Annotated in this window: 23 protein-coding genes; 7 read left to right on the top strand and 16 right to left on the bottom strand. The window is 74.3% G+C overall.

Annotation, left to right across the window (positions count from 1 at the left end; translation table 11 throughout):
* Positions 1–33: 33 nt before the first annotated feature.
* The 5 genes from NHH00_RS17330 to NHH00_RS17350 all read right to left on the bottom strand — a co-directional run bounded on the left by NHH00_RS17330 (position 34) and on the right by NHH00_RS17350 (position 5,630).
* Complete coding sequence (locus tag NHH00_RS17330) at positions 34–753, bottom strand: ABC transporter ATP-binding protein (protein WP_253054577.1); 720 nt, start codon at positions 751–753, stop codon at positions 34–36.
* The gene (locus NHH00_RS17335) at positions 740–1,816 is read right to left on the bottom strand and encodes an ABC transporter ATP-binding protein (RefSeq protein WP_253054579.1); all 1,077 of its coding nucleotides are present in this window, start codon (positions 1,814–1,816) and stop codon (positions 740–742) included. The genes NHH00_RS17330 and NHH00_RS17335 overlap by 14 nt, the downstream gene beginning before the upstream one ends.
* Complete coding sequence (locus tag NHH00_RS17340) at positions 1,813–3,207, bottom strand: branched-chain amino acid ABC transporter permease (protein WP_253054581.1); 1,395 nt, start codon at positions 3,205–3,207, stop codon at positions 1,813–1,815. The genes NHH00_RS17335 and NHH00_RS17340 overlap by 4 nt, the downstream gene beginning before the upstream one ends.
* On the bottom strand, positions 3,204–4,262 hold the full coding sequence (locus tag NHH00_RS17345; protein ID WP_253054583.1) for a branched-chain amino acid ABC transporter permease: 1,059 nt from the start codon (positions 4,260–4,262) through the stop codon (positions 3,204–3,206). Before NHH00_RS17345 ends, NHH00_RS17340 begins: the two co-directional genes overlap by 4 nt.
* Positions 4,263–4,376: 114 nt before the next feature.
* The gene (locus NHH00_RS17350) at positions 4,377–5,630 is read right to left on the bottom strand and encodes a branched-chain amino acid ABC transporter substrate-binding protein (RefSeq protein ID WP_253054585.1); all 1,254 of its coding nucleotides are present in this window, start codon (positions 5,628–5,630) and stop codon (positions 4,377–4,379) included.
* 346 nt (positions 5,631–5,976) lie between these two features.
* Between NHH00_RS17350 and NHH00_RS17355 the strand changes: the two genes are divergently transcribed.
* The 3 genes from NHH00_RS17355 to NHH00_RS17365 all read left to right on the top strand — a co-directional run bounded on the left by NHH00_RS17355 (position 5,977) and on the right by NHH00_RS17365 (position 8,006).
* Positions 5,977–6,453, top strand: a complete 477-nt coding sequence (locus NHH00_RS17355; protein ID WP_253054587.1) for a nitroreductase family deazaflavin-dependent oxidoreductase — start codon at positions 5,977–5,979, stop codon at positions 6,451–6,453.
* 239 nt (positions 6,454–6,692) lie between these two features.
* Positions 6,693–6,896 (top strand): transcription antiterminator/RNA stability regulator CspE, encoded by a 204-nt coding sequence (gene cspE, locus NHH00_RS17360; protein ID WP_047231069.1) that lies wholly within the window; start codon positions 6,693–6,695, stop codon positions 6,894–6,896.
* 363 nt (positions 6,897–7,259) lie between these two features.
* On the top strand, positions 7,260–8,006 hold the full coding sequence (locus NHH00_RS17365; RefSeq protein WP_253054589.1) for a hypothetical protein: 747 nt from the start codon (positions 7,260–7,262) through the stop codon (positions 8,004–8,006).
* Between the two features lie 213 nt (positions 8,007–8,219).
* Here NHH00_RS17365 and NHH00_RS17370 read toward each other — a convergent pair whose 3' ends face one another.
* Entirely contained in the window at positions 8,220–12,104 is a 3,885-nt protein-coding gene (locus NHH00_RS17370; RefSeq protein ID WP_253054591.1) for a TM0106 family RecB-like putative nuclease, read from the bottom strand.
* Between the two features lie 318 nt (positions 12,105–12,422).
* Here NHH00_RS17370 and NHH00_RS17375 point away from each other — a divergent pair, with 318 nt between their 5' ends.
* Entirely contained in the window at positions 12,423–13,517 is a 1,095-nt protein-coding gene (locus tag NHH00_RS17375; RefSeq protein ID WP_253054593.1) for a hypothetical protein, read from the top strand.
* 29 nt (positions 13,518–13,546) lie between these two features.
* On the opposite strand, the gene NHH00_RS17380 is transcribed toward NHH00_RS17375, so the two are convergent.
* Positions 13,547–13,987, bottom strand: coding sequence for an SRPBCC domain-containing protein (locus tag NHH00_RS17380; RefSeq protein ID WP_253054596.1), 441 nt, complete (start codon positions 13,985–13,987; stop codon positions 13,547–13,549).
* Between the two features lie 188 nt (positions 13,988–14,175).
* Here NHH00_RS17380 and NHH00_RS17385 point away from each other — a divergent pair, with 188 nt between their 5' ends.
* Entirely contained in the window at positions 14,176–14,400 is a 225-nt protein-coding gene (locus NHH00_RS17385) for a hypothetical protein (protein ID WP_253054598.1), read from the top strand.
* Between the two features lie 112 nt (positions 14,401–14,512).
* On the opposite strand, the gene NHH00_RS17390 is transcribed toward NHH00_RS17385, so the two are convergent.
* From NHH00_RS17390 to NHH00_RS17405, 4 genes are all read right to left on the bottom strand, one after another.
* Positions 14,513–15,277, bottom strand: coding sequence for an amino acid ABC transporter ATP-binding protein (locus NHH00_RS17390; RefSeq protein WP_253054946.1), 765 nt, complete (start codon positions 15,275–15,277; stop codon positions 14,513–14,515).
* A 74-nt stretch (positions 15,278–15,351) separates the two neighbouring features.
* The gene (locus NHH00_RS17395) at positions 15,352–16,368 is read right to left on the bottom strand and encodes an amino acid ABC transporter permease (RefSeq protein WP_253054600.1); all 1,017 of its coding nucleotides are present in this window, start codon (positions 16,366–16,368) and stop codon (positions 15,352–15,354) included.
* A gap of 157 nt (positions 16,369–16,525) precedes the next feature.
* The gene (locus NHH00_RS17400) at positions 16,526–17,470 is read right to left on the bottom strand and encodes an ABC transporter substrate-binding protein (protein ID WP_253054602.1); all 945 of its coding nucleotides are present in this window, start codon (positions 17,468–17,470) and stop codon (positions 16,526–16,528) included.
* A 294-nt stretch (positions 17,471–17,764) separates the two neighbouring features.
* Positions 17,765–19,060 carry an FAD-binding protein gene (locus NHH00_RS17405; RefSeq protein WP_253054604.1) on the bottom strand — a complete coding sequence of 432 codons (1,296 nt, stop codon included), beginning with the start codon at positions 19,058–19,060 and terminating at the stop codon, positions 17,765–17,767.
* Between the two features lie 190 nt (positions 19,061–19,250).
* On the opposite strand from NHH00_RS17405, the gene NHH00_RS17410 reads away from it, so the two are divergent.
* Positions 19,251–20,156, top strand: a complete 906-nt coding sequence (locus NHH00_RS17410; RefSeq protein WP_253054606.1) for a CPBP family intramembrane glutamic endopeptidase — start codon at positions 19,251–19,253, stop codon at positions 20,154–20,156.
* Positions 20,157–20,167: 11 nt separating this feature from the next.
* On the opposite strand, the gene NHH00_RS17415 is transcribed toward NHH00_RS17410, so the two are convergent.
* The 3 genes from NHH00_RS17415 to NHH00_RS17425 are packed head-to-tail and all read right to left on the bottom strand — an operon-like array spanning position 20,168 to position 22,734.
* Positions 20,168–20,803 carry a hypothetical protein gene (locus NHH00_RS17415; RefSeq protein ID WP_253054608.1) on the bottom strand — a complete coding sequence of 212 codons (636 nt, stop codon included), beginning with the start codon at positions 20,801–20,803 and terminating at the stop codon, positions 20,168–20,170.
* Between the two features lie 49 nt (positions 20,804–20,852).
* Positions 20,853–22,022 (bottom strand): DNA glycosylase AlkZ-like family protein, encoded by a 1,170-nt coding sequence (locus tag NHH00_RS17420; RefSeq protein ID WP_253054610.1) that lies wholly within the window; start codon positions 22,020–22,022, stop codon positions 20,853–20,855.
* Between the two features lie 22 nt (positions 22,023–22,044).
* Positions 22,045–22,734 (bottom strand): LmeA family phospholipid-binding protein, encoded by a 690-nt coding sequence (locus tag NHH00_RS17425; RefSeq protein ID WP_253054612.1) that lies wholly within the window; start codon positions 22,732–22,734, stop codon positions 22,045–22,047.
* Between the two features lie 118 nt (positions 22,735–22,852).
* Here NHH00_RS17425 and NHH00_RS17430 point away from each other — a divergent pair, with 118 nt between their 5' ends.
* A complete protein-coding gene (locus NHH00_RS17430) occupies positions 22,853–23,638 on the top strand; it encodes an LLM class F420-dependent oxidoreductase (RefSeq protein WP_253054614.1) in 786 nt (261 codons plus the stop codon).
* 103 nt (positions 23,639–23,741) lie between these two features.
* On the opposite strand, the gene NHH00_RS17435 is transcribed toward NHH00_RS17430, so the two are convergent.
* Together NHH00_RS17435 and NHH00_RS17440 are read right to left on the bottom strand one after the other, a co-directional pair.
* Positions 23,742–23,882 carry a hypothetical protein gene (locus tag NHH00_RS17435; protein WP_253054616.1) on the bottom strand — a complete coding sequence of 47 codons (141 nt, stop codon included), beginning with the start codon at positions 23,880–23,882 and terminating at the stop codon, positions 23,742–23,744.
* Positions 23,883–23,998: 116 nt separating this feature from the next.
* Positions 23,999–24,772: a DUF1266 domain-containing protein gene (locus NHH00_RS17440; RefSeq protein ID WP_253054618.1), complete on the bottom strand. Its 774-nt coding sequence runs from the start codon at positions 24,770–24,772 to the stop codon at positions 23,999–24,001.
* Positions 24,773–24,985: the final 213 nt, after the last annotated feature.

Here is a 24,985-nt window from a genome sequence, read left to right on the forward strand (position 1 = left end):
TCGTGTTCGACAGCGCGTGGGGGCGTGGTCGGGTCAGGCGACGCCCAGGTAGGCCTCCTTGATGCTGGAGTCGGCCAGCAGCTCCTTGCCGCCCCCGGCGCGCACCACCTCGCCCGTCTCGAGCACGTAGGCGCGGTCGGAGCGCGAGAGCGCCTGCTGCGCGTTCTGCTCGACGAGCAGGACCGTCGTCCCCTGGGCGTTGATCTCCGAGACGATGCGGAAGATCTGCTGGATGACCATGGGCGCGAGGCCCATCGACGGCTCGTCGAGCAGCAGGAGCCGTGGGCGGGCCATGAGCGCGCGCCCGATCGCGAGCATCTGCTGCTCGCCGCCGGACATCGTGCCGCCCACCTGCTCCTTGCGCTCGGCGAGGCGCGGGAAGAGGTCGAACACCCGGTCGACGGTCTCGTCGTGCTCGGCCTTCGACGCGAACGTCCGCGCGTACGAGCCCATCTCCAGGTTCTCGATGACGGTCATGCCGGGGAAGATCCCGCGGCCCTCGGGCGCCTGCACGATGCCTTCCAGCACCCGCAGGTGGGCCTTCATCCTGGTGATGTCCTTGCCGTCGAAGAGGACCTTGCCCCGCGAGACCGGGCGGATGCCCGAGATCGCGCGCATCGTCGTCGTCTTCCCGGCGCCGTTCGCCCCGATGAGGGTGACGAGCTCGCCCTCCTCGACGGTGATCGAGATGCCCCGCACCGCCTCGATGCGCCCGTAGGCGACCGTCATGTCCTGCAGCTCAAGCAGTGGCATCGCCGCTGCCTCCTTCGGTCGTCGGCCCGGCGGCACGGTCCGGGCCCGTGCCCCCCTCGTCAGCGGTCAGCTCGGAGTCCGGCACGCCCAGGTACGCCGCGATGACCTTGGGGTCGCTCGTGACCTCGTCGGGCGTGCCGTCCGCGATGACGCGCCCGAACTCGAGCACGACGATCCGGTCCGTCACCCCGCGGACGAGGCGCATGTCGTGCTCGATGAGCAGGACCGTGTAGCCGTCGTCGCGGATGTGGCGGATGAGGTCCATGAGGGACTCCTTCTCCGCCGGGTTGAAGCCCGCCGCGGGCTCGTCGAGGCACAGGAGCTTCGGCTCCGTCGCCAGGGCGCGCGCGATCTCCAGACGGCGCTGGTCGCCGTAGGAGAGGTTGCGCGCCTTCTCCGTCGCTCGTCCGCCCACGCCCACGAACTCGAGCAGCGCGAGCGCCCGGTCGATCGCGTCCCGCTCCTCGCGCCGGTGGCGCGGGGTGCGGAACAGCGCGCCCGGGACCGAGGTGCGGTGCCGCGCGTCCGACCCGACGACGACGTTCTCGAGCGCCGTCATCTCGTTGAAGAGACGGATGTTCTGGAACGTGCGGGCGATGCCGCGCTGCGTGATCCGGTAGCGCTTGAGCTTGCCGACCGGGGAGCCGTCGAACACGACCTGCCCCTGCGTGGGCCGGTAGACGCCGGTCATCGCGTTGAACGCCGTCGTCTTGCCCGCGCCGTTCGGCCCGATGAGGCCCAGGATCTCGCCGCGGCGGATGTCGAACGTCACGTCGTTCAGCGCGACGAGGCCGCCGAACTGCACGGTGACGTTCTGCATCTGCAGCAGCGGCTCGCCGACCTTCGCGTGGACCGTGCGGTCCGGCGCGACCATCGCGTCGACGAGGTCGGGGTTCGCGAGCTCGGGCCGCACCTCGGCGACGTCGACGATCGCGGGCTCCTCCAGGACGGCGCCCGGCATGTAGAGGTCGGCGCGCGAGGAGTCGGCGCGGCCCGACGACGCGAGGTGCTCGTCGCCGTGCTCGCCGCCCGCACCGATACCGCCGGGGTCGTGGGTGCTCATCGGGTCTCCTCCCCGTCCGTCGTGCTCTCTCCCGTGCCGTTCCCGGCCGCCGTCGTGCGGGAGCCGCTCGTCGTGGCCGACGCGCCCGACGCCGTGGCGACGGCCGGGGAGCCCGGCCGCGTACCGTCGTCGGACCCCGACCGCGTGGCGGCCTGCGCCGTGCGGCGCGCGGCCACGTAGAGCTCGCGCCCGTAGGCGAGCAGCTTCTGCCGGACGGGGATCAGGCCCTGTGGACGGAAGATCATGAGCACGACCAGCGCGATCCCGAAGAACAGGTACCGGTAGCTCGCGATCTCGTTGCCGTTGATCGGGATGCCGAAGAGCTCGGTCCGGCCGAGGAAGAAGTTCGGCAGGTACACGATGATGAACGCGCCGAGGATCACCCCGAGCTTGTTGCCCTGCCCGCCGAGCACGACCGCGCAGAGGAAGAGCACGGAGTTGATGACGTTGAAGTTCGTCGGGATGACGAACTGCACCTGGCCCGCGTAGAGCGCGCCCGCGACGCCGCCGATCGACGCGCCGATGACGAACGCCCACAGCTTGAAGCGGAAGGTCGGGACGCCCATGATCTCCGCCGCGTCCTCGTCCTCGCGGATCGCGACCCAGGCGCGCCCGACGCGCGAGCGCTCCAGGTTCCCCACGAGGAGGAGCGAGATGACGATGAACACGAGGCTGAGCCAGTACCACCACACGCCCGAGTTGAGCGTGCCCGCGGCGTTGCCCGCGGAGAAGACGCCGTTGGGCAGCTCCTCCGTGACCCCGACGCGCGGGTAGGCCACGCCGCGCAGGCCCTGGCCGCCGCCCGTGAGCTCGTCGAGGTTGTCCGCGAGGAGACGGACGATCTCGCCGAACCCGAGCGTGACGATGGCGAGGTAGTCGCCGCGCAGGCGCAGCGTGGGCGAGCCGAGGATCAGGCCGGACAACGACGTGATCGCGACGGCGACCGGCAGCGCGGCGAGCCACGCCCAGTCGCTCGACAGCCACTCGTCGGTCTGGTTCCACGGGCTGTCCGGGCTCGTGAGGATCGCGACCGTGTACGCGCCGATGGCGTAGAAGCCGACGTACCCGAGGTCGAGCAGGCCGGCCTGGCCCACCACGACGTTGAGGCCGATGGCGATGAGGGCGATCATGCCGAACTGCGCCATCACGCCGCCGAAGTTGGTGCCCACCGTGGTGAGCACCGGGATGTTGAGGACCGGCACGAGCGCCATGAAGATCACGAACGGCACGCCGATCAGCCACTGGGTGGGCCGCGCCTGGGCGTCCCACCACAGCCGGAACCGGTCGCCGACGCCGCCGTGCGGGCGGTCCTTGGTCGCGACCCGGCCCACGGGAGGCATGGACGTGGGGCGGCCCTCGGGCGCCTGGGGTGCGGGGGTCGAGGTGCTCATGCGCGGGCCCTCCCCAGCGACTCGCCGAGGATGCCCGTCGGGCGGAACATGAGGACGACGATGAGGAGCACGAACGCGACGACGTCGCGCCACTCCGTCCCGAACACGACCTGCCCGTAGTTCTCCATGACGCCGAGCAGCAGACCGCCGAGCAGCGCGCCGCGCAGGTTGCCGATGCCGCCGAGCACCGCGGCGCAGAACGCCTTGATGCCGAGGATGAAGCCGCCGGAGTAGATGATCCCGTTCGGCACGCGCAGCGTGTACAGGAGCGCCGCCGCACCGGCCAGGATGCCGCCGATGAGGAACGTCAGCATGATGACGCGCTCGCGCGAGACGCCCATGAGGGTCGCGGTCACCGGGTCCTGGGCGACGGCGCGGATGCCGCGGCCGAACTTGGTCCGGTTGATGAACATGTCCGTCGCGAGCGCGAGGACGAGCGCCGACAGGATGATGACGAGCGTGATGTTCGTGACCGGCGCGCCGCCGATCGTGAACTGCACCTCGGGCTGCACGAGACGGATCGGCTGCTGCGCGTTGACGCCGCCCAGCGTGCCGCCCGTGAGCTTCGGCAGCACGAAGTGCACGAACTCCTGGATGATGAACGACATCCCGATCGCGGTGATGAGGAACACGAGCGCCGGCGCGCCGCGTCGGCGCAGCGGCCGGTACGCCACGCGTTCCAGCCCGACGGCGGCGCCGCCCGCGACGAGCATCCCGCCGAGCATCGCGATGCCGAGGTAGAGGACGGTGAGGGCGATGCCCTTGTCGTACGCGTTCCCGCTCGGGGCGAAGCCGAGGAGCATGAGGGTCGCGTACTGCCCGAACATGCCGAGCATGAAGACCTCGGAGTGGGCGAAGTTGATGAGCCGCAGGACGCCGTAGACGAGCGTGTAGCCGACGGCCACGAGCGCGTAGATGGCGCCGTACGTGAGGCCCTCGATGGTGAGGCCCCAGAAGTTCCGGGCGAGGCCCGCGATGTTGAAGTCGATGAGGGACTGGTGGACGAGGGGACCGGCGGTCGCGCTGTGCATCAGCGCGTCAGCAAGAGCGGGCATGACGCTCCCTGATTCTTTCTCTGGTGTACGAGGTCGTGGTCCACGACGGGCGCCCCGCCCGGCGTCCCCCGCGCGGTGCGGGGGCGCCGGGGCAGGGCGCCCGTCGTCGTCGGACTACTGGACCTCGTAGATCCAGATGAGCGCGGAGGCGAGCTCGCCCGTGTCGTCCCACTCGTAGGTGCGGGCCAGGCCCTCACCGGAGTAGTTCGCCACGTAGTCGATCAGGCCGGCGCGGTCCGTCACCCCGGACGCGATGCCCGTGAGCATGATCGTCGCGAGGTCGTAGCCCTCGACCGAGTACACGCCCGGCGCCTGGCCGTTCGTCTCCTCGTACGTCGCCGCGAAGTCCTCCGGGGCGGGGCCGCACGGGCAGGAGAGGATCGCGCCCTTCGAGGACGCGCCCGCCTGCGAGACGAACTGCGGGTCGTTCGTGCCGTCCGCCGAGACGAACGGGATCTCGACGCCGCCGTCGCGCAGCTGCTGCACGAACGGCGCCGCCTCCGCGTAGTAGCCGGCGTAGAAGACCGCGTCGGCGTCCGCGCCCGAGATGATCTGGACGGCCGCGGAGAAGTCCTTGTCACCCGTCTTGACCTCGGCGGCGCAGTCCTCGTTCGCGGCGTCGCCCAGGCCCTCGGTGATCTGCTGGGCGAGGCCGATGCCGTAGTCCGAGTTGTCGGAGACGACGCAGACGCTGCCGAACTCCTTCGTGTTGACGAGGTACTTGGCGACCGACGGCCCCTGGACGGCGTCGTTGGCGAGGCCGCGGAAGAAGTTCGTCCAGCCGTTCGTCGTCAGGTCGGGGTTCGTGGCCGACGCCGTGAGCGAGAGCAGGCCCGCCTGGTTGAAGACGTCGCCCGTCGCGGCGGTCTCGCCCGAGAACGCCGGGCCGAGCAGGCCGAGCACGGAGGTGTCGCCGACGATCTGCGGCGCGACCTGGGTGGCCTTCTGCGGGTCGCCCTCGGTGTCGAACTCCTTGATGGTCACCTGGCACCCGGGGTTCGCCGCGTTGAACGCGTCCACCGCGACCTTCGCCCCGTACAGGATGTTGAGGCCGAGCGCGGCGTTCGGACCCGTGAGGGCGCCCGCCATCGCGATCGACGTGCCCTCGGCGCACTCGGCGCTGCCGTCGCCGGCCGGGTCGGCCGGGTTGCCGGCCGCGGTCGCCTCGACCTCGGCGCCGTCGATGTCGATCTGGACCGACGGGACGATGCTCAGGTCGGCCGAGCCACCGTCGTCGGTCTCGGTCGACGTCCCGGTCGTCTCGTCGTCTCCGCCGCCCTGGGACTGGGGACCGCAGGCGGTGAGGACGAGAGTGGCCGCGAGGAGCAGAGCAGCACCCCCGCTCGCCCGTCGTGCTGTGCGATGCATGCCAACCTCCGTGGTCCTGATCCCCGCGGAGGGCGGCCACGCCGCTTCTCTCCGCGGTCGATCGCTGAATTCAACACTGAATTGCGTGCTGAATAGTGACACAGGTCACCCGGGGACGAAACCGGCCCGCGGACGTGTCGCCCGGAGCCCTCCGCGGCATCTCGGAGGGCTCCGGACCCACGAATCCGCGGGAGGTGGCGCCTCCGCGTTCCTGGGTGACGCGAACGTAGGCGGATCGGATTTCGTGGGACGCAGGGAGTTGTTACCGACTCGTAACGTAAGGGTCTCGTTTCGTTCCGTGGACGGTACGGATGTGCCGTTTTCGGCGTCCCTCTACGGTGGAGCGATGACCCTCGCGTCGCGCCTCCTGCACACCCGCTGGTTCGTCCGGGCCCCGATCGTTCTCTTCCGCTCCGGCCTCGGCTTCCTCGCCGGCGGACGGCTCCTGCTGCTCGGGCACCGCGGCCGGTCCACGGGCGAGGCCCGGTACGTCGTCCTCGAGGTGACCGACCGACCGGCGCCGGGGTCGTGGGTCGTCGTCGCCGGGCTGGGGCCGCGTTCGCAGTGGTACCGCAACGTCGTCGCGGACCCGCGCGTGCTCGTGTGGGTGGGGCGACGTCGGCACGTGCGGAGCACCGCCCGCACCCTCCCGCCCGACGACGGCGCCCGCCTCCTGCGCGCGTACGCCGCCCGGTACGCGCGGGGCTGGGCCGTGCTGGAGCCGGTGCTCCTCGAGTGGGCCGAACCGCTCGCCGCCGAGCGGGGGGAGGCGGACTGGCGGCGGGTCGTGCCCGTGGTGGAGCTGACCGCGCTCGGGGCGTGACCTGCGGCGTCAAGACCTCGTGCGGCCGTCGCGACACCCGCGCGACGAGCCATGGCCAAGAAGGGGCATACCCTGTACGGTTGACCCCGAGATTGCAGTGCCTCGCTTGTCCTCGCGTCGATGTGACCGCCACCCGGCGGGCGCCCGGCGGACCTTGTTACCCAAGAGTTGACGACGAACACCGTGATGTACTCCCCTGCGCCCGCGGGGGGTGTTTCCACACTCTTGAAGGAGTAACAATGGCTACCGGAACCGTGAAGTGGTTCAACAGCGAGAAGGGCTACGGCTTCATCGCCCCCGAGGACGGCTCGGCCGACGTGTTCGCGCACTACTCCGCGATCCAGTCGCAGGGCTTCCGCACGCTGGAGGAGAACCAGCGCGTCGAGTTCGACGTGACGCAGGGCCCCAAGGGCCCGCAGGCGGAGAACATCCGCGCGATCTGATCCGATCTCCCCGGTGACGACCCTCACGGGTCGCGCCGACCGATCGTTCACCGAGTGCCCCCGACCCCTCCGGTCGGGGGCACTCGTGCGTCCGGGCCCGTCCGTCCGTCGGACGAGGTGCCGAACCCGTGGCTGCGGGTCACGCGACGGTCGACATGACGCGTCACCCCGGGCTCGGCGGAGAGCGCGCCCCCGCGAACCCGGGGTCGCGGTGTACGGGAGGGCGCGGATGGCGCCCGTCCCCGGGTTCGGCGGCCGGCGGAACCGTGGGGCGCAGCTTCGCGTTGGTCCGGGAGTGAGCCGCACCGGCCACGACACCGCGCGAGCGCACGGCGCCGCGCCATCCCACCCGGAGGACGACCCATGGGATTCCTGGACCGGCTCCTCGGCCGCGAGCCGCGCGACCCGCACGGCGCCCCGCAGGCGGGCCCCTACGGCTCACCGGCGCAGCACCCGACGCAGTACCCGCCCCAGTACTCCGGCCAGCCTGCGTACGGGAGCGCCCCGCAGGACGCGCGCCCCGGGGCGGCCGCACCCCGCACCCCCGACCAGGTCGCCATCGACCGCTACCGGTACCTGCTCCGCACCGCGCCGCCGGACCAGGTCGAGCAGGCGCACGCTGAGGCGTTCGCGCGTCTGACGCCCGAGCAGCGGCGGCAGGTCCTCGCCGAGCTCGGTGAGCAGGTGCCGGCGTCGGAGCGCGCGACGTCCGACGCGCCGCAGGACCTCGCCCGGATGGCGACGCGCGCCGAGATGCGCCAGCCCGGCACCCTGGAGCGCACGTTCGCGGGCCGTGGCCAGGGCGCACCCGGCTTCGGCGCCATGGTCGGCTCGAGCCTGCTCGGCACGATCGCGGGCGTCGTCATCGGCTCGGCGGTCGCGAACGCCCTCTTCGGGCCCGCGTTCGCCGACCCGACGCAGCCCGTCGCGGAGGACGCGGCGGCCGAGCAGGGCGCCGAGGACCCCAGCGCGGGCGAGGGCGGCGACGGCGGAGCCGTCGAGGCCTCGGGCGGGGACCCCGCGGGCGGCGGGCTCGACGACGGTGGAGGTGACGTCGGCGGCGACTTCGGCGGCGGCTTCGACGACTTCGGCGGCTTCGGGGAGTTCTGACCGACCCGCGCGGCAGGCTCCGCCCCGTGACACCGGGTCCGGGACCCCGCGATGCCGGGGCCGGAACCCCCGCGATGCCGGGTCCGGAACCCCCGCGATGCCGGGGCCGGGACCCCCGCGATGCCGGGGCCGGGACCCCCGCGATGCCGGGGCCGGACCCGTGTCGGCGCCGCCGTCGGCCCACCCCGGTGCGCGGGGCAGGTCGACGGCGGGTCAGCCCAGAGGCGCGGAGCCGGTCAGCCCCAGGAACGCGCCGAGCTCTTCCACGCCCCGCGGTGAGTGCGGCAGCGCGTCGGTGAGCCCGGGCGACCGCACGACGACGGCGCGCCACTGCGCACGCGAGACCGCGACGTTGACGCGGTGCCGCGACAGCAGGAACCCGAGCCCGCGCGAGGCGTCGCGGCCCGAGGAGGCAGCGAGCGTCACGACGACGACCGGCGCCTCCTTGCCCTGGAACCGGTCGACCGTGCCCACCTGGACGTCCGGGTACCCCGCCGCCTCCAGCGCGCCCCGCACGGCCCACACCTGCGCGTTGTAGGCCGCGACGACCAGGACGTCCCCCTGCCCGAGCGGGCGTCGCTCCTCGACCCCGTCGACCGTCGTCGTCCACGTCCGCCCGAGGACCCGCTCCACCTGCCGGACGACCTCGGCCGCCTCCTCGGGCGAGCGCACCGAGTTCCCCGCGTGCTCCACGAGCACCTGCTCGATCCCGGGCGGGACGCCGTCGAGGTCGCGGGCCGCGGTGCACGGGTGCGCGTGGAGACGGTCCTCGTACGCGAGGGTCGAGACGGCCTGCGCGAGGCGCGGGTGCATGCGCCAGGTCGTCGGCAGGAAGTAGCCGCGCCCCGGGGGCAGCACGCCGTGGCCGTCGGCCAACCAGCCGAGCGCGGACCGGTCGACGGGCTCGGGGTGCCGGCCCTGGCTCACCTGCGGGAGCTGCTGCGGGTCGCCCAGGAGGAGGAGCCGACGCGCGGCGCGCGCCACCGCGACCGTGGTCGCGAGCGAGAGCTGACCTGCCTCGTCGACGACGAGCAGGTCGAGCGTGCCGGCGGGGAGCCGGTCCGCCGCGAAGTCCCAGGCGGTCCCGCCGACGACGCGCGGTCCCGGCTGCGTCGCGAACGCCGCGAGGTGGGCGCCGTCGAGCTCGTCGTACACGGCGCGCGTCGACGGCCCGTCCGCCGCGATCTTCTTCGCGACGACCTCGCGCGGGACGCCCGCCCCGAGCACGACCGCCCGCAGCATGTTCTCGACGACGGCGTGCGACTGTGCGACGACGCCGACCCGCCAGCCTCGCGCGACGAGCCGTGCGACGACGCGCGACCCGACGTAGGTCTTGCCCGTCCCGGGCGGGCCCTGGACCGCGAGGTACGAGTCGTCGAGACGTTCGACGGCGGCCGTGACCGCCGCGACGACGTCGCCGTCCACGACCGACGGGAGCCCGGGCGCGACCACACCGTCCGCATCCTTCGGGAGGCGCGCGCCGTCGCTGCCCTCCGGAGCACGAAGACCGTCCGCGGGGGCGGCGGGCGCCGACACGAGCCGTGGACGTCGCCGCAGGAGCACGTCGGTCGCGGCGTCGAGCGGGAGCGTCCCCGTCGTCCGCCACGTCCGGAGCGCCGTGCGGGCGGCGGCCTCCGCCGCCGCCTCGAGCCGCTTCGCGCTCGGGCCGGGCGACGGGGTGAGCGCGACGGGGGTCGCGTCGAACGGCTCGGCACCTGTCGGGAGCTGCTCGCGCACGACCAGCACGTCCCGGTCGCCCGCGGCCGTCGCGCGACGCATCGCGTCCACGATCGACGCGCCTGTGAGCCAGCCGCGCACGCCGTCGGCGGCGGTCTTGGCGCACGGCGGCAGCGGTGGGTCGTAGAGCACGTACGGCGCGACGCCGACGCGCAGGTCGCTGCCCTCGGGGAGCCTGCCCACGAGCGCCAGGCGCCGCGACCACGTCCGGCGCCCCGGCTCGACCTCCCAGCCCGAGACGACCTCCGCCTCCTCGACGAGGAACGCGTTGCGCCTCCCCAGCCACTCGTCCACCGGGAGCGAGAGCCGGGAGTAGTGCTCGTGCCAGAACGGCTTCGCCTCGCGCCGGAAGTACCCTGCCGCCGCGCCGTACAGCGCGAGCGCCCGCTCGTCGGCGCCCCGCCGGGCCCGGTCCTCCCCCACGACCTCCCGGATCTCCTCCTCCAGCACCACCGCGGACGCCCGCTCCCGCGGCTCGACGTCCGCCAGATCCCCACCCCGCCTGTCGGGCGCGATCTCGCCCCCGGGAGAGGTGACGGACAGGGCGGGGTCGGGGAAGACGCGCGCCGTCGTGGCGGGCCTGGCGGGAGCATCCGAGGGACGAGGATGCGGATGGTAGACGGCGCGCGTCTCCCCCGACCCCGCACCCGAGGCAACCACCTCGGAGGTGAGAACGGCGTGCCGCAACCAGTCCGCCAGGCGCAGCGTCGACACGCAGTCGTACCGGTTGTAGTCCGCGATCCCGCGGAGCAGCTCGTCCGCCTCGTCGTCGCGGCCGGCCTCACGCAGGGCGGTGTACTCCGCGTACGCGACGACCGACGCCGCGGCGGTGGTCACGTCGCCGGTGCGCAGCTCGTCGCCCATGTAGAGCGGCTCGAGCTTCTTGATCGACCGGGACTTGTCGGAGACGCGCAGCGCCTGGCGCACGACGGCGTACAGGTCGACGAGGACGCCGTCGCGCAGGAGGTCGTCGACCTCCTCCTCGTACACGCCGTGCCGCGCGGCGATGGCGAGCAGGTGCGCGCGCTCGTAGTCGGCGTAGTGGTAGACGTGCAGGTCCGGGTACGTGCGGCGGCGCGCGTTGACGTGGTCGACGAACGCGACGAGGGCGTCGCGCTCCGCCGCGAGGTCGTGCGCCCAGAGCGCGTGGAAGACGGGCCGGTCCTCGGGCGCGGCCGGACGCTCGACCCAGCCGAACAGGTAGTCGAGGCCCCAGCTCGTGCCGCCCTCGTCCGTCCACAGCGGGTCGCCCTCGAAGTCGAAGAAGACGTCGCCGGGGCTCGGCGCGGGCAGCGCCAGCACGGGCGCCGGGTCGTCGATGCGCCACGAGAGCTCGTGCGGCCCCGACGCGTCGGCCCACACGACGGTGCCGTCGGACGGCCCCGTGCCGAGCTGGAGGGCGGCCTGGCGCCGCACCGTCGCGAACGTGGACCGGCTCATGCCCTCGGGGACCGGCGTCTCGTCGGTCGCGGCGGCGAGCTCGTCGATCGTGCGGATCCCCGCCGCGTGCAGCCGTGCGCGCTGCGACTCGTACACCCCGCCCACGAGCAGCACGTCGCGGTGCGACTCGATCTGCGCCCGGCAGTCGGCGCAGCGCCCGCACGCCCGGACGGCAGGGTCGTCCCAGGGTGCGCGGCCGTCGCGCGCGACGTGCTCGGCGGTGAGCCGGACGAGACGGTCCCGGCGGTCCCGGAACACGGGCAGGAGGTCGGCGAGGCGGTGCGACGTGCGCTCGCGCGTGCCGAGCACGAGCGAGACGTCGGGGTCGACAGGCACGCCCGCGGCCTGGAGCTGGTCGCCGTACGCGGCGAGCTGGAGCAGCGCGGGGACCTTGGCGCGCCGCGCGAGCTTGGTGTCGACGACGGCGTAGCGGGCCGCCCCCGCGTCGTCGGTGCCGGTCCGGACGAGGAAGTCGGCGCGCCCGTGGAAGGAGCCGTCGAAGAACGTCGCCTGGTGCACGACGTCGGCGCCGGCCTCGAGCGCGGCGAGCGTGCGCGCCTGCGCCGCCACGAGCTCGTCCCAGGAGACCCCGCGCGGCGGCTCGAGGCGCACCACGCCGCGTCCCGTCGTCGGGTCGAACGCTCCGTGCTCGGCCTCGTAGCGCGCGAGGACCTCGTGCTCGTGCCGCGCCCCGAGCGCCGCCGTGCGCGCGAGCATCGCGTCCTCCGCGTCGTCGGGTCGCGGGGCACGGCCGAGCTGCTCGTCGAGCCGGCACAGGAGCCGGTACTCGCAGTCGGCGGCGACGACGAGGTCGCTCGCCGAGTGCACGAGGACGCGATCGCGCGCGGGCGCGCCGCTCGTGGCGGTCCGGCCGGGGTCGGCCGCGACGGTCCGCAGCGCCGGCTCGTCGACGAGGAACACGCACACCTCCGGGTCGGGGGACGATCGCCGCCGGGGCGGGGGCTGGGCCGCCTCGCCGGTCTGCGTCCGTTCTACCAGCGGCCACCCACGTCGCGACGCGGCGGTCCCCGCCGCACGCCCGAGGCGCCCGCCGGGGTGCCGCGACCTCTGCTCCGGTCCGCGACCGGTCCGTGGCCCGTGCGGGGGCCCCCCGGCCCACGGTCGGTGCGATTCGTGCCCGGGGCCACGACTCCCCTACTGTTCCCGTCGAAGCCGGAGCCCCGTCGAGACCCCGCGTCCCCGTCGACCGTGCACCGGACGCTACCGAAGGAGGACCCCATGGCCGTGCGGTTCGTGCCGCCCCCGGGGTGGCCCGTCCCCGAGGGCTTCACCCCCACGACCGACTGGCACCCGGACCCGTCCTGGCCGGCCCCGCCCCCGGGCTGGGTGTTCTGGGAGGACGCCACGACCTCGGGGTCCCCGGTCCCCGTGCCCCTCCCGGACGCGCCGGTGCTCCGCACGACCGAGCCCCTGCCCGCGGGCGCGTCGCACCCTGCACCCGTGCCCTCGGGGGGCGGGACGCCGACGCGCCGGTCGCTGCGCGAGCGCTCGTCCGGCGCGACGCCGGCGGTCGGCACGACCGGGGCGGTCGGCGCGCACCCCGCGGACCCCGGGGCCGACGCGACGCGCGTGGCGACGCTCGACCCGGTCGGGGCGTCCGCCGTCGACGACCACCCGGTCGTCGGCTCGACGATGATCCTCCCGGCGCTCGGCGCGCTGCTCGACGACCCGGCCGCCCGCCCGACGACCACCGGCGCACCGACGGTCTCGGCCGGGGCCGCGCGCTCCGGCGTCGTCCCCGTCGGCCCGACCCCCACCGGCCCCGCCGCACCACCCGTGCGCACGACGGCGAACCCGGCACCGCGGGCCACCACGGGCGTCGGTCCGCTCGCGCTCCCCGGCGCCGACGACGACGAGGACGCCGCCCCCGACCGCGGCCGCCGGTGGCTCGTGCCGACCGCCGTCGGGCTCGCGGGCGTCGCCCTCGGCCTGCTGGTCGGCATCGGCCTGACGCTCTCCGCGCAGGGCGAGGCGCAGCGCGAGAAGGCCGAGGCGCAGCGCGTCCAGAGCGAGGTCGCGGCCGAGCGCGAGCAGCTCGAGTCGGAGCGGGCCGACCTGGAGGCGCAGCGCGCCGAGCTCGACGCGGCGACGACCCAGCTCACGGAGCGCGAGGAGGCCGTCGCGAAGGCGGAGGAGGACGCGACGAAGCGGTCGCAGGAGCTCGACGACCGGCAGAAGCAGCAGGACGAGCGTGACGAGCAGCAGGACCCGCCCGGCAACGGGAACGGGAACGGGAACGGGAACGGGAACGGGAACGGGAACAACGGCAACGGCGACGACGGCGGGTGGGACTGGGGCGACTGGGGCTGGTGAGAGCGCGGTGGCCCCCGCCAGCCCGGGGCTCACTTCTCCGGGTCGGGGTGCTCGGCGAGGCGCGCGTAGCGGCTGAGGATGCGCGGCCACCCGGTGAAGCGCGACCGCACCCGCTCGCTGCCGGGCGCCCAGCCGCCGTGCTCGAACCGCACGGCGGTCCCGTTCGCGCTCGGCCGCAGGTCGAGCCGGACGAGCGACGCCCGGCCGGGCGGCTGGCCCGGGGTGAACGTGTGCGCGAGGCGGTCCGCCCGTTCCCAGAGCGTGACGCGCCCCCACACCTGCTCGTCGGCGCCGTGGGACGCGACCACGCGACCGCCGACGACGGGCTCGACGACGAGCCCGGAGAACGTCCCGGCGTCGTCGGTGAACCCGGGCGGCCACCACTCCGCGATCCGGTCGGCGTACGTGTCGAACGCGACCTCGACGGGGCACGCGAGGCGGAGCTCGTGGACGATCGGAGCGAGGCTCATGCGGTCCTCCCGGGGACGACCCGGACGCGGCGACGGGCTCGCGTCAGGAGCATTGAACTGCGCCGCCCCACGTCCCGCCACCGGTGGCCCACCGTGGCCGGTCCTCCACGAAGGTCTCCACGAACGCCTCACGGACACGTCACCGCTTCCGGTCGCGGAACGCACGAGGTTCACCGAAGGTGGGAGGCGTGCTGACGCGATCTCCCTCCCACACCCTCGCCCACGCCCAGGACAGCGAGACCCCGATCTACGACGCGCTCGTGGTCGAGCACGAGAACATGCTGCCGCTCGTGCACCTGGGCCGAGCGCTCAGCGGGGAGATGGTCACCGTCGCGCGCCCCACCGGCCTCTCCCCCCGGCTCCTCGCGTCGCACGACGCCCCCGCGCTCCCGCGCCGCCGTCGCGCGGGCTGAGCCGAGCACGCGAGATCGACCCCCACGTCACCACGTCGACCCACCGAGGGTCGATCTCGGACGCTCGGGCCGATCTCGCGGCAGCGGCCGGCACCCCTCGGGCGAACGCCCCCTACAGGACGTGCGCGAGGAAGGACCGCGTGCGCTCGTGCTGCGGGTCGCCGAGCACCTGCTCGGGCGTCCCCTGCTCGACGATGACGCCCTCGTCCATGAAGACGACGGTGTCCGCGACCTCGCGCGCGAACCCGATCTCGTGCGTCACGACCATCATCGTCATGCCGGACCGCGCGAGGTCGCGCATGACGGCGAGCACCTCGCCGACGAGCTCGGGGTCGAGCGCCGACGTCGGCTCGTCGAACAGCATGAGCTCGGGCTCCATCGCGAGCGCCCGCGCGATCGCCACGCGCTGCTGCTGGCCGCCGGAGAGCTGCGCCGGGTAGTGGTCGGCGCGGTCGGCGAGACCGACCCGCGCCAGGAGCTCGGTCGCCTGCGCGCGCGCCGCCGACCTCGCGAGCCCGTGCACCTGCACCGGCGCCTCCGCGACGTTCTCGAGCGCCGTCATGTGCGGGAACAGGTTGAACCGCTGGAACACCATGCCGATCCGCGAGCGCTGGCGCGCCACGACCTTGGGGTGCAGACGGTGCAGGCGGGTTCGCCCGTCCTTGGTCACCTCGCGGTAGCCCATGAGCTCGCCGTCGACGCGGACGCGCCCGCCCGTGATCTCCTCGAGCTCGTTGACGCAGCGCAGGAGCGTCGACTTGCCCGAGCCCGACGGTCCCAGGACGACGCACACCGAGCCGCGCGGCACCTCGAGGTCCACGCCCCGGAGCACGTGCAGGTCGCCGAACATCTTGTGCAGGCCCTCGACCTGCACCATCGGCGTGCTCGGGCCGGCCTGCGCCCGGTCGGCCTCGCGGCCGGCCGCCGAGGATGCCGCGTCGTGCGTCCCGCTCACGGGGTCACCTCCAGGAAGGGGTCGTCCTTGGTCGTGCCGGACGCGGCGATGAGGTCCTGCTTGCTGGGCTTCCTGCGGCCGCCGCCCGCGCCTCCCGGCCCGCGCCCGCGGCGTCGGGCCGCCGTCTGCGTGCCGAACCCGCGGCCGTAGTACCGCTCGATGTAGTGCTGGCCCACCATGAGGACGCTCGTGATGAGCAGGTACCAGATCGCGGCGACCATGAGCAGCGGGATCGGCAGGAAGAGCCGGTTGCCGATGGCGTTGGTGGAGTACTGCAGGTCGAGCGTGAACGGCACGGCGAGCACGAGCGACGTCGTCTTGAGCAGGGAGATCGTCTCGTTGCCCGTCGGGGGCACGATGACGCGCATGGCCTGCGGCAGCACGATGCGCCGCAGGATCTTGCCGTCCTTCATGCCGAGCGCCTTGGCGGCCTCGGTCTGGCCCGGGTCGACGGACCCGAGGCCCGCGCGCACGATCTCGGCGAGGTACGCGGCCTCGTTGAGCGAGAGCCCGATGAGCGCGCACACGAACGCCGTGAACAGGTCCGCCGTGCGGAACTCGAAGAACTCGGGGCCGAACGGGATGCCGAGGCTCAGGCGCGGGTAGAGCACCGAGACCAGCCCCCAGAAGACGAGCTGGGTGTAGATCGGGGTGCCGCGGAAGAACCAGATGTAGCCCCAGCTCACCGACTTCATGACGGGGTTGTCCGACCGCCGCATGATCGCGAGCAGCACGGCGAGCACGATCGCGATCGCCATCGAGCAGAACGTCAGCACGAGCGTCCAGCCCACGCCGCGCACCACCGTCACGTCGCGGAAGTAGAGCCAAACGACGTCCCAGCGGAACTTCTCGTTCGTCAGCAGGGCGTTCGCGGCCATCGCGGCGAGGACCAGCAGCACGACGGCGGAGATCCACCGGCCGGGCCGCGGGACGGGTCGGGCGTGGATGCGGTCGGGGACCGGGTCGTCGCCCGGTGCGCCGGCGGCGTCGCCGCCGGGTGTCCTACCGGTCATGGTGCACCTCGGGGTGTCGGGGCTCGGGGCACGAGCCGGGCCGCGGGGACGACGTCGTCCGCGCAGGCGTCCAGTGTGCCGGTCGCGGGCGCCGCACGGGCGCCCGCGACACGGCGGAGACTGGGCTGGGGATGAGCTGAGAGCAGAACGGGGGCCGTCAGCCGACGGACGGGTTGATCTCCGCGGTGTCGAGCGCGGCGTCGCCGCTGCCCCACGCCCCGAGGATCTCGACGAGCTGGCCGCTGTCCATGAGCGACTGCAGCGCCGCCTGGATCGCGGCGGCGAGCTCGGTGTCGTCCTTCGCGACGACGACGCCCTGCGGCGCGCTGTCGAACACGTCGCCGAGCTGCTCGAGCTGGCCCCCGGTCTGCTCGACCGCGTAGCCGATGACCGGCGAGTCGGCGTAGAGGACCTGCGCCTTGCCGCCCGCGACGTTCGTCGTGGCGTCGGACTGCGACTCGTACTGGAGGATGTCGATCTTCTCCTCGCCCGCGTCGGTGCACGCCTGGCTCTGCACGGCGATGTCCTCGTCCTGGATGGTGCCGGTCTGGACGGCGACGGTCAGGCCGCACAGGCTCGCCGGGTCGATGTCGTCCGGGTTGCCCGCCGCGACCGCGTACGCGGAGCCCGCGTTGAGGAAGGAGATCATGTTGGCCTCCTGCATGCGCTCCTCCGTGATCGTGAAGGAGGAGATGCCGGCGTCGTACTTGGTGCCCAGCGCCGGGATGATCGCCGGGAAGTCGGCCGACTGGACGTCGACGTCGAGGCCGAGCGTCGCGCCGACGGCCTTGATGACGTCGATGTCGAACCCGATCGGGGTCGTGCCGTCCGCGTCGATGAACTCGGCGGGCGCGTACTCCGTGTTCGAGGCGACGACGAGCGTCCCCGCGGACGCGACGTCCTCGGGCAGCAGCGCGGCGGCCGCCTCGTCGACCTCGATCGTCGAGGGGTCGAACGACGGCGCGGACGACGTCTCGTCGGATCCTGCGGTGCTGCCGTCCGTCCCGGTCTGGGACGCGTCGGTGCACGCGGTGAGCAGGAGGGCGCTCGTCGCGGTGAGCGCGACGAGGCCGAGGGGGAGCTTGCGCAGGGTCGTACGCATGGTGTTCTCCGATCGGGTGGGGGCCGGGCAGGGGCAGCGTAGACACCGATCGTCTCCGTCGTGTTACGTCGGCACCCGGCCCGGAGGACCGAGGAACGTACGGGGAACAGAGGACCCGGCGGTGCGCAGCACCTGCGCACGAGTGTGAGGCCGCACCGCTCCACTCACCAAACCGGCGGGGACATCGACGCCGAACCGTGACGAACCACCCCGCCGAGCACGACATGAGGGTCGTCAATCTCCCGATAGCGACCCTCATGTCGTGCTCGACGGCGGGAGGGGGGCGGGCGGGGGTCAGGATGTCAGGAGGCGCTCGACGTAGCCGCCGAGGAAGCGGCCCTCCGGGTCGTGGCGCTGGACGAGGCTGCCGAAGTCGTCGAAGCGGGGGTAGAGCGTCGCGACCGAGCCCGGGTCGTGGACGAGCGCGTGCGAGAGCTTGCCCCAGTGCGGGCGCGCGCCCAGCGGGAGGAGCGCGGCCTCGACGTCGGGCAGGACGCGCGCGACGTCGTCGGGCAGGGGCTTCCACGTGAGGTGGACGCCGACCGCCGGGGCGTCGAACGGGCTCAGCCAGAGCGGCTCCGCGTCGGCCGCGACCGTGCGGATCTCCCCCACCTGGAGCAGCGGGGTCACGCGCGGGCCGAGGTCGCGCATCGCGGCGAACGCCTCCTGCGCGCGGGCGCGCGGCACGAGGTACTCCGACTGCAGCTCGGCGCCGTTGCTCGGCGTGAAGTCGAGCCGGAAGTGCGGCAGCCGCTCGTTCCACGGGCCGGGCTCACCGAGCTGGCGCGTGCAGTGCACGGGATCGACGCCGGGGAGGGGGTGCAGCGTCGTCGCGGCGGGCGTCGCCCCGAAGAGCTCCGCACGCGCGGTCCCGGTCTCCCCCGGCGCGAGGCGCGACTTGCGCCAGACCTGCTGCACGCCGTCGGGCCCCCAGTCCGTGAAGAGGCTCACCGAGTACGCCGACGCCGTGAGCTCGTCGTAGTGCGCGGTCACCGCGTCCCACGGCAGCCTGACGTGCACGTCCTGGCGCACGTCGAACGTCGGGACGGTCTCGAGCTCCACCCGGGTCACCACGCCCAGCGCCCCGAGCGCGACGACCGCGCCGGCGAAGTCCGGGTCCCCGCGCCGCAGCGTCCGACGCACGCCGTCGCCCGTCACCAGCTCCAGCCCGACGACGGCGCTCGCGAGCGAGCCGACGCGGTCGCCCGAGCCGTGGGTCGCCGTCGCGACCGAGCCCGCGACGGAGATGTGCGGGAGCGACGCGAGGTTCGCGAGCGCCCGGCCCGCGGCCTGCACCTGCCGGGTCACGTCGCCGTACCGCAGCCCCGCGGCGACCGACGCCACGCCCGTGGCGGGGTCGACCACGACGGGCGGGCGGCCGTCGTCGAACCGGTCGAGCACGACGTGAGTGCCGGTCGTGTCCGCGACGTCACCGAAAGAGTGCCGCGACCCGAGCGCCTTGACGCGCGGCGAGCGCCGCACGACGTCGGCGAGCTCGTCCGGCGTCGCGGGGTGCACGACCTCCGCCGAGGAATAGGTGAGGTTCCCCGCCCAGTTCGCGGGCCGGGCGGGTTCGGGCGTCGCGGTCACGCCCCCACCCTGCCACCCCCTTCCCGCCGAACACGACATGAGCGTCGTTCTGGGGCCCGGAACGACCTCCAGGTCGTGCTCGACGACGGGCACGCCCGTGCTCGGCGAGCCGGACCGGGGGGGTTGTCCCCACCTTCGGTCGGGGGCGGCCCGGGGTCCGCGGAACGGGACGAAGCGGTGAGATCGAGACATGACGACCAGCGCACGTCCTCTCCCCGCTGCCTCACGGTCCCGGCGCGTCTCGCCCGCCTCGTCCCCGGACGGCTCCGCTCTGTCCCCGGACGGCTCCGCTCTGTCCCCGGACGGCCCCGAGCGGCCCCTCCGCGGCGGGCTCGCCGCGTTCTGGGCGCTCGCGTTCGGGCTGTCCTGGGCGTCGTGGGGCGCCGCCTGGCTGCTCGGCGGCGACCTCGTCGACCCCGTCGTGCTCGCGCTCTTCGCGCTCGGCGGCTTCGGCCCGACGCTGGCGGCGCTCGTGCTGCGCGCGGCGGGGCGCCGCAGCCCGCGCGCGGCGCGCTGGGGCGCGGCCGGCCGATGGCTCCCGGCCGCGGTCGGGATCGGCGCCGCGCCCGCGGTCCTGACCGCGCTCGTCGTGCCGTTCCTCGGCGGCCCGACGGCGGACCTGTCGGCCGGGGCGGCGGCGGTCGCCGGGTCGGGCGGACCGCTCCTGTTCGCCCTCGTCTCGCTGTGCGCGGGGCCGCTGTCGGAGGAGTTCGGGTGGCGCGGCTACGCGCAGCCGCGCCTGCGGCGTCGGCTGTCGCCGCTCGCGACGTCGGTCGTGCTCGGCGCGGTGTGGGCGGTCTGGCACCTGCCGCTGTTCGCCCTCACCGGGACGTGGCAGTCGTCCCTCGGTCTCGTGAGCGTCGAGGCGGCGCTGTTCCTGCTCGCCATGATCCCGCTCTCGAGCGCGTACTGGCTGGTCAGCGAGCGCCTGCGGGGCGGGGTGCCGGCGGCGGTCGTGCTGCACCTCGTGGGGAACGTCGCGCTGACGGTCCTCGCCGTGACGTCGCCCGTCGCGATGGCGGTGTACGTCGGGGTGATCGTCCTGACGTCGGTGCTGATCCACCTCGTCACGCGCCCCGGCGCACCCCGTCCTTGAGCCGGGCGGGGTCAGGGCGTCACGAGCTCCACGGGGTGCTCGGCCAGGACCTCGCCCGTCTCGGCGTCGAGCACGACGACGGTCGACGGCGGGAGCGCGGACAGGTCCGGCGCCGTCCAGTCCTCGACGCCCGTGCAGGTCCGGCGGTCGAACGACTCCAGGACGGTGCCGGTCGTCGTCTCGACCGTGACCGTGGCGGGGTGGTCGAGCACCTGACGGGGCCACTTCTCGACGTCGAGCCACCCACCGGCGTCGCTCGCCGGCGTGCTGTTCCACCAGCCCTCGAGACCGCCGAGCTCGGCCGGCTCGCCGTCGTCGCCCCGGACCTGGACCGGCGTGCCCGCGGTACCGGTGACGGCGCCGCACTGCTGCACCCCGTTCGTCTCGACCGGTGCTGGCGCGGGGGTCTCCGCGGCGAGCGCCGGGTCGTCCCCGGGGGCCTCCGCGGCCGGTGCACCGCCGACGGCGTCGCTCGGCTCGGTGCCCGCCGCGCGGCCGGTCAGGGCCGCGGCGATCCCGACCCCGAGCACGGCGACGACGAGCGCCCCGCCGACCAGCGGCGCCCGCCAGCGGGTCGACCGCCCCGGTCCGCCGTCGTCCCCGGTGCCGTCCGGGCGTGCCCTGTCGTCCCGCGCCGTGTCGCGCATCGTTCCCCCTGTCCCCTGCGTGACCCGCCGCTCTGCGGGTGCCCGCACCCTACCGGCCGCGGCGGGCCGTGTCAGCGGTTCGCCCCCAGTGGGCCGAGACGGCGGCGACCTGCTCGTCGAACGCCGCCGTCTCCGCGCGTGTGGGCGTGCGGCGCCACTGCGGCTCGACGACGACGTCGCGCGTCCCGACGACCCAGCGCCACCGCCCGACCACCACCCCGTCGACCGCGAGCCCGTGGATGAACGACCCGAGCCGGTCGCCCAGGTCGACGCCCTCCGCCACGACGAGCCTGCGCGTCTCGCCGTAGGACGTGAAGAGCTCGTCGTAGCTCTGCAGCAGGTCGACGACCGGGCGGTCCGGGTCGCCGTCGGGCGCGAGGGCGCCCACGAACGGGCCGGGATCGACCACGCGAGGGTCGGCGTCGGCGAGCCGCCACAGGGTCGTGCCCTCCAGCGCTCCCGCGCCGGGCACGGCCACGACCTCCGCCCCGAGCAGGTCGAGCCCGTGCCGCACCTCGGTGAGCGTGAAGCCCGACCACTGCGCGACGTCCTTGACCGTCGCGTACGCGCGGCTCGCGAGGGACCGCCGCAGCAGCTCGACGAGCGCGGCGTCGCGGTCGAACCGCTCGCCGAGCGGCCCGTAGCCCGCGGGGACGCGATCGTCGAACGCGGCGTAGGTCTGCTGCTTGCCGTCGAGCGGCCCGCTGACGAGCTGCCGGTCGAGCTCGGCCTGCATGAGCACGTAGCCGAGCGCGATGCCTTCGAGGGGGCGACCGTGGGCGGCGAGCAGTCCCGCGAGCTCGCGGCGCGTCCGGGGCCGCTCCTGCACGGCCGCGACGACGAGGTCGGTCTCGGCGGCGTGGCCCGCCGTCCCGACCTGCCGGTACATCGTCCCGTTGGCCTGGTGCACCCGAGGTGCGCTGAGCTCGACGAGCCAGCGGGCGTCGTCGGAGCGGACGAGGTGCCAGGTGGGGCGCAGCACGTGCGTGCGCACCACCTCCCCGCGGTCGCAGACCGCCGCGGCACCGGCCGCCCCGGGCCGGGCCTCGGGCCGCAGCCGGCGCGTGAGGCCCCACAGCGCGGGGTGGAACTCCTGGCCCTGGACCGCGACCAGGTGCCCGACGGCGGTCGGCACGTCGGGCAGGTCGGGCGACCGCAGGCGGTGCGCGGCGAGGCGCGCCGCGCGCACGTGGCGTTCGTCGACCGGCGCCTCGGTCACCGCGCCACCCGTGCCGCGCGGGTCACGACGCCACCAGGTCCTCGGCAACGACGTCGGTCCCGGTCACCCCGACGCGCACCCCGCCCTCGACGACGGACACGGAGTCGAGCGCGACGCCGTCGGGCAGGTCGAGCGAGACCCGCAGGTCGGACAGGGCGCGGGAGATCCCCGACGGCAGGTCGTCGACCGACACCGTCCCGAGGCCCGTGCGGACCGCGACGACGTCGACCGCGAGCTCGGCCGGCCCGGAGACGCGCGGCGTCACGTCGACCGTGATCGTCGCGCCCAGCAGGTCGAACGCGAGCGACAGGACGTCGTCGGCCGCGGTGAGCCCCACGTCCAGGCCGGTCTGCTCGGCGACGATCTGCTGCAGCGACTCCACGGCGATGACGCCCGACGCCGTCCCGGACGCGATCCGGTGCGGTTCCGACGTGCTCACGCCCTCGGCCTCGACCTGCAGGTCGGAGATCGCGTAGCCCCCGAACGACGCGGTGTCCGCAGAGCCCGTGACGTGCGTCAGCTCGCCGCGCGCGAGCTGCGTGAGGAACGGGAAGCCCGTGATGTCGAGCTGCGCCCCGGTCACGTCGTCGGCCTGGTCCTCGAACGCCGTCACCGCGCCGCGCTCCGCGGCGCGGACCGCGACCCGGTCCGCCACGACGGCGACCGCCACGATCACCACGAGCGTCACGATCAGGCCCACCAGTCGCTTCATGCGCCCACCCTAGGTCCGCCGACCACGACCTTGCCGTCGTTCTGACGCTCGTGGCGACAGCAACCCCGTGCTCGACGCGGGCTGTCGTCGTCCTCGACCCGGACGTAGATTGCCCGGCATGACCTCATCCCGGCACCCGTACCGCATCGGCGTCCAGCTCCAGCCGCAGCACGCCGACTACGCCCAGGTCCGCGACGCCGTGCTGCGCGCGGACGACCTCGGCGTCGACGTCATCTTCAACTGGGACCACTTCTTCCCCCTGACCGGCGACCCCGACGGCAAGCACTTCGAGTGCTGGACGATGCTCGGCGCGTGGGCCGAGCAGACCTCGCGCGTCGAGATCGGCGCCCTCGTCACGTGCAACAGCTACCGCAACCCCGACCTCCTGGCCGACATGGCGCGGACGGTCGACCACATCAGCGGCGGTCGTCTGATCCTCGGGATCGGGGCGGGCTGGTTCGAGAAGGACTACGACCGGTTCGGGTACGAGTTCGGCACCGCGGGCGGGCGCATCGCCGACCTCGCCGCGGCGCTGCCGCGCATCAAGGCCCGCTGGGCGGCGTCGAACCCGGCGCCCACGCGCGACATCCCCGTCCTCGTCGGTGGCGGCGGCGAGCGCAAGACCCTGCGCGTCGTCGCGGAGCACGCGGACGTGTGGCACTCGTTCGGCGACGCGGACACGCTCGCACGCAAGAGCGCGATCCTCGACGAGCACGGCGAGGCCGTCGGCCGCGACACCGCCGCGCTCGTCGAGCGCTCGGTCGGCGTCTCCCGGCCGCCGTCGGAGTCCGCGGACGCGCTCGTCGCCGCGGGCGCGACGCTGTTCACGGTCGGCACGAGCGGGCCGGACTACGACCTGTCGCTCGTGCGGGAGTGGGTCGCCTGGCGCGACGCCCAGGGGTGACCCCCGCGCCGAGCACGACCTCGCTGTCGTTCTGACGCCCCTGGCGACAACAAGGTCGTGCTCGACGGCGCGTGTCGTCGTGCTCGACGGGGCGGGGCGTCCGTCAGAACAGCGCCCGCGCGAGGTTCGACAACGCGGCGTGGACCTCGGAGCGCAGACCGTCGTCGGCGACCACGACCGCCACGCCGACGCCGACCACGACGAGCAGGAGTCCTGCGCGCCACCACCACGGCGACCGGTGCACCGTCCGCCCTCCCTCGTTCGATCCTTCGGCTCCACGGACCGCCCGACCGGCCCGTGCGTCCCGGGCCGTCGAGCGCGCCGCCCGCTGCCCGGTCGCCGGGCAGCGGGCCGGCACCGTCAGTACGACAGTGTCCGCCACGGAGACGACTCGGTGTCCAGGAGTCGTCGCACCGCGCGCTTGAAGTCGGGCAGGTCCTGGTCGATCGGGGTGCGGTTGCCCGCCGACCAGAACGCGCGCCCGGCGAGGAACCCGTCGCCGAACTGCTCCCACGACGCGTACGCGGGGCGCGACATCACGACGGCCTCCTCGATCGCCGCCCACGCCCGCTCGGGCGAGACGAACCCGGCGTCGACCGCGAGGCGGCTGACGTGCACCACCCGCGCCGCGTCCCACGCCGCGATCGACGGCGGCAGCGGGTCGGTGAGCTCGCCGTGCCCGCCCACCTGCGCCGACGCGCTCCAGCCCTGGTAGAACGCGACCGCGCGCTCGGGGTCGAGCCCGCGCGCCGTCGCCTCCTGCCGCGCCTGGGCGGCGTGCTGCTCGGCCGCACCCTTCGCGTCGCGGCGGCTCAGCCGGCCCGAGTACAGCTCCTCGACCTTGGGCATCGCGATCGCGTAGTAGCCGCGGTGTCCCTGGGTGAGCAGGAACTCGTACGTGCGCTCGACGTCGTCCGCGCCCCGCACGTCCCACCCCGCCGCGAGCGGCTTCGCGGCCGTGCGGGCGTCCGCCTCCACGGTCAGCGCGTTGATGGGCAGCACGCCCTCGACGGCGTAGACCGCGCCGAGCGCGAGCCCGCGCTGCTGCGCCGGTGTGAGCGCGGGAGCGTCCTCCTTCGCGTACAGGTCCGCGGTCCCCGAGAACATGTCCTTGAGCTTGTCGAACAGGCCCACCGTCGCTCCTTCGTCTCCCCGCGCCACCGACGCGGTCCGTCGCGCCGCGGTCGTCGCGGCCTCCGGGCAGCGTGGCCGCCGGGCGGTCCCCGGGGCACGCGCCCCGAACGATCCCGAACGGCGCGGGCGCGTTCTTCACCCGGCCGCCGTCCGCGCCCGGCACCTCCGCGGCGCGGTCACGTCGGGCGCCGGTCGGTGGCCGTCGCTAGCCTG

It is taken from the genome of Cellulosimicrobium cellulans, assembly GCF_024124905.1.
Classification (GTDB): Bacteria; Actinomycetota; Actinomycetes; order Actinomycetales; family Cellulomonadaceae; genus Cellulosimicrobium; species Cellulosimicrobium cellulans_G.

Excerpts from the sequence above, each read along its gene's own strand:
- NHH00_RS17330 (WP_253054577.1), bottom strand. The coding sequence starts at position 753 with ATGCCACTGCTTGAGCTGCAGGACATGACGGTCGCCTACGGGCGCATC.
- NHH00_RS17335 (WP_253054579.1), bottom strand. The coding sequence starts at position 1,816 with ATGAGCACCCACGACCCCGGCGGTATCGGTGCGGGCGGCGAGCACGGC.
- NHH00_RS17340 (WP_253054581.1), bottom strand. The coding sequence starts at position 3,207 with ATGAGCACCTCGACCCCCGCACCCCAGGCGCCCGAGGGCCGCCCCACG.
- NHH00_RS17345 (WP_253054583.1), bottom strand. The coding sequence starts at position 4,262 with ATGCCCGCTCTTGCTGACGCGCTGATGCACAGCGCGACCGCCGGTCCC.
- NHH00_RS17350 (WP_253054585.1), bottom strand. The coding sequence starts at position 5,630 with ATGCATCGCACAGCACGACGGGCGAGCGGGGGTGCTGCTCTGCTCCTC.
- NHH00_RS17355 (WP_253054587.1), top strand. The coding sequence starts at position 5,977 with ATGACCCTCGCGTCGCGCCTCCTGCACACCCGCTGGTTCGTCCGGGCC.
- cspE (WP_047231069.1), top strand. The coding sequence starts at position 6,693 with ATGGCTACCGGAACCGTGAAGTGGTTCAACAGCGAGAAGGGCTACGGC.
- NHH00_RS17365 (WP_253054589.1), top strand. The coding sequence starts at position 7,260 with ATGGGATTCCTGGACCGGCTCCTCGGCCGCGAGCCGCGCGACCCGCAC.
- NHH00_RS17375 (WP_253054593.1), top strand. The coding sequence starts at position 12,423 with ATGGCCGTGCGGTTCGTGCCGCCCCCGGGGTGGCCCGTCCCCGAGGGC.
- NHH00_RS17380 (WP_253054596.1), bottom strand. The coding sequence starts at position 13,987 with ATGAGCCTCGCTCCGATCGTCCACGAGCTCCGCCTCGCGTGCCCCGTC.
- NHH00_RS17390 (WP_253054946.1), bottom strand. The coding sequence starts at position 15,277 with ATGGTGCAGGTCGAGGGCCTGCACAAGATGTTCGGCGACCTGCACGTG.
- NHH00_RS17395 (WP_253054600.1), bottom strand. The coding sequence starts at position 16,368 with ATGACCGGTAGGACACCCGGCGGCGACGCCGCCGGCGCACCGGGCGAC.
- NHH00_RS17400 (WP_253054602.1), bottom strand. The coding sequence starts at position 17,470 with ATGCGTACGACCCTGCGCAAGCTCCCCCTCGGCCTCGTCGCGCTCACC.
- NHH00_RS17410 (WP_253054606.1), top strand. The coding sequence starts at position 19,251 with ATGACGACCAGCGCACGTCCTCTCCCCGCTGCCTCACGGTCCCGGCGC.
- NHH00_RS17415 (WP_253054608.1), bottom strand. The coding sequence starts at position 20,803 with ATGCGCGACACGGCGCGGGACGACAGGGCACGCCCGGACGGCACCGGG.
- NHH00_RS17425 (WP_253054612.1), bottom strand. The coding sequence starts at position 22,734 with ATGAAGCGACTGGTGGGCCTGATCGTGACGCTCGTGGTGATCGTGGCG.
- NHH00_RS17430 (WP_253054614.1), top strand. The coding sequence starts at position 22,853 with ATGACCTCATCCCGGCACCCGTACCGCATCGGCGTCCAGCTCCAGCCG.